Origin of the sequence: Herbaspirillum lusitanum P6-12, assembly GCF_000256565.1 — a bacterium.
Taxonomy (GTDB): Bacteria; Pseudomonadota; Gammaproteobacteria; order Burkholderiales; family Burkholderiaceae_D; genus Herbaspirillum; species Herbaspirillum lusitanum.
The window spans coordinates 1-2,781 of record NZ_AJHH01000165.1; the positions used below are offsets into that span (position 1 = coordinate 1).

The window sequence follows — 2,781 nt, forward strand, 5'->3', positions numbered from 1 at the left end:
GGCGTCGGCCGCAGCGTGTGGATAAGCCAGTTCGAGACGCGCGGCAATCGAGTCCTGCGCGGGATTGTCATGCAGATTGTGCTGCTCCCCTGCCAGCATGCCGTGCAAATTGCGCATGGCGTCGCCGGCATCCTGCCCGCTCACATGGGCGAGCAACGCCCGGCGCTGTTCAGGCGCCAGCGTCAGGCGGTCGAGATAGCGCTCCAGCTGTTGCGACGCGAGTGAGGCCAGTGATGCGTTTGATGCGTTTGGTGCGTCGGAGGCTTGCCTCAATTGGGGGGTAATATGTAGCTCCACGTTTCAGACAAGGTTGTGCCGCCATTGGCGTTGCGCAGGAAACCGCGCAGCTCGACAGGCTTGTTTTCTTCAGTCCGGCGCAGCTTGACTTCCACGCGCCAGCCGCCAGTGACGTCGTTGCGTCGTGTTGTCACGCTCACGATCTTGCCGTTGCCGTCACTTTCCACTGTCCCCTCCACCCTGGCGTTGGCAGGCAGCTTCTTGAGCGTGCCGCCGTCGAAGTCGATCGACATGCCGATGCTGTCGTCGGACTTGGCGCGATAGCCGTGTCCGAGACGCGTCTGCGCCACCCAGGCCAGCGGCGGCTTTTTCTCGCTTTCCCTCTGCCAGTACATCTTGTACTCGACGTTGAACGGCTGGCCCGGCTTGGGCATGGCGTTCGGCATCCAGTAGGCGACGATGTTGTCGTTGGTCTCGTCCGGCGTCGGGATCTGCACCAGTTCGACGCGACCCGCGCCCCACTTGCCCTTGGGTTCGATCCAGGTGCTCGGGCGCGCTTCGTAATGGTAATCCAGGTCTTCATAGCTGGAGAACTGGCGATCGCGCTGCATCAAGCCGAAGCCGAGCGGATTGTCGAGACTGAACGCGGTCACCAGCAGGCGCTTGGGGTTGACCAGCGGACGCCAGATCCATTCGCCGGTGCCGGACTGGATCGACAGGCCGTCGGAGTCATGCACCTCGGGACGGAAATCGTCGCTCGGTCCGTTCTGGTTTTCGCCGAAGAAGAACATGCTGGTCAGCGGCGCGATGCCAAGCTTGGTGACATTGGAGCGCAGATACAGCTGCGCCTTGACGTCGATGGTGGTGTCGACGCCAGGACGCAGCACGAAGCGATAAGCGCCGGTGGCGCGCGGCGAATCCAGCAGCGCATAGATGGTCAGTTCCTTGTCGCCCGGATTCGGGCGCGCCAGCCAGAACTCGGTGAAGCGCGGGAACTCCTCGCCCGAATACAGCGCCGTGTCGAGCGCCAGGCCGCGCGCCGAAATGCCGTAGCCCTGGCCCTTGCCCATGGCGCGGAAATAGCTGGCGCCGAGGAAGGTCAGGACGTCGTCTTTTTCCTTGGCGGAATTGACCGGATAGCGGATGCGGAAACCGGCGAAACCGATGTTGCGCACGCGGCGCGGATCGATGCGGGTATGGCTGTAATCGAACAACGCCGAATTGAAGACGATCTCGCGCACGCCGCCGCCAATGATTTCATTGATGCGCACCGGCTCGACGTAACCGCCGCCCTGATGCACAAATGACAACTCAAAGGGCAGTTTTTCCGGACGCCAATAGGCGCGATCTTGCTTGAAGTGCAACTGATTGGCCTGCTCGTAGCTGAGATCCTTGATCTCCTTGGGCAGTTTGTCGGCCGGCTTCTTGTACGACTTGCCGGCCAGCGCCTTGGCGCGCACGGCGACGTCGTTGAAGTCGAACGCTGCCGCGTTGTTTCCATACAAGGCCAGCAGCGCGGTCAGCGCAGCCGGCACGAGCAGTTGCCCCAGAAGACGGGACGGGTGCAGCTTGGCGGCAGCTTTCAAGGCGCCCCGCCGATACAAAGATAAGACCATTGGATTTCCGTCTGACATGCAGTTTTTCTTATCCGATAACGCTCTTCCGCGTTTCGAAAGTTGGCGTAGTTTACCCAATGTTGCCCAAGTTGACCGAACACTTCGTCGGAACACGGGCAAGACCGTGAAAGATTGCTGCGTTGGCCGGGCTGCTGCGCCTGCGGGCTGCCTGCAATGGCGTCGCAGACTACGCCACAACGTTGCCGCGCAGAACCACCAAAGAACCATCGCTGACTCACCACGGACAGGCTGGCCAGGTTCTTGCGGACGTTACCGGGGATACCTCTATAAGGACAACTCCGACCCATAAAGTTCCATCGCGGGCGAACTGTCCTGTAATATGACGCGCTCACCGGCGGCGCAAAAGGACACAAGGCGCGCCGGACTTCCGGCAATCCTACACAAGTATCGGCATGTCACCTACACCTTCCGCCTCCGGCGCACTGTGCGTCATCGTCGCCACCGACAGCCAGAACGGCATCGGCATCAACAACACCCTGCCCTGGCATCTGCCGGACGACCTCGCCCACTTCAAGCGCACCACCTCGGGCCATCCCATCATCATGGGACGCAAGACTTTCGACTCGATCGGACGGCCTTTGCCGAATCGCCGTAATATCGTCATCACGCGCAACCGCGACTGGTCCCACGCGGGCGTCGAAACAGTGTCATCCTTGCAAGAAGCCGCGGCGCTGGTGGCCGGCGTCGACGCCTTCATCATCGGCGGCGCCCAGATCTACGCCGAATCGCTGCCGCTGGCGACGCGTCTGATCGTCACTGAAATCAGCAAAGCCTTCGACTGCGACGCCTTCTTCCCGGCCATCGACCGCGAGCTGTGGCGCGAGACCGCGCGTGAAACCCATCGCGCCGAAACGCAGGGATTTGACTACGCATTTGTGACATACGAAAGACGCTGAAAGGCCCGCAC

2 protein-coding genes and 1 pseudogene are annotated in these 2,781 nt (G+C 61.6%); 1 reads left to right on the forward strand and 2 read right to left on the reverse strand.

Annotated elements, in window-relative coordinates:
• Nucleotides 1-297: pseudogene (locus HLUSI_RS27170) on the reverse strand (hypothetical protein); the annotation flags it as partial.
• Nucleotides 270-1,853, reverse strand: coding sequence for a glucan biosynthesis protein G (locus HLUSI_RS0105565; RefSeq protein ID WP_083830853.1), 1,584 nt, complete (start codon nucleotides 1,851-1,853; stop codon nucleotides 270-272). The pseudogene HLUSI_RS27170 and the gene HLUSI_RS0105565, both read right to left, overlap by 28 nt.
• Before the next feature lie 413 nt (nucleotides 1,854-2,266).
• Here HLUSI_RS0105565 and HLUSI_RS0105570 point away from each other — a divergent pair, with 413 nt between their 5' ends.
• Complete coding sequence (locus HLUSI_RS0105570) at nucleotides 2,267-2,770, forward strand: dihydrofolate reductase (RefSeq protein ID WP_016833031.1); 504 nt, start codon at nucleotides 2,267-2,269, stop codon at nucleotides 2,768-2,770.
• Nucleotides 2,771-2,781: the final 11 nt, after the last annotated feature.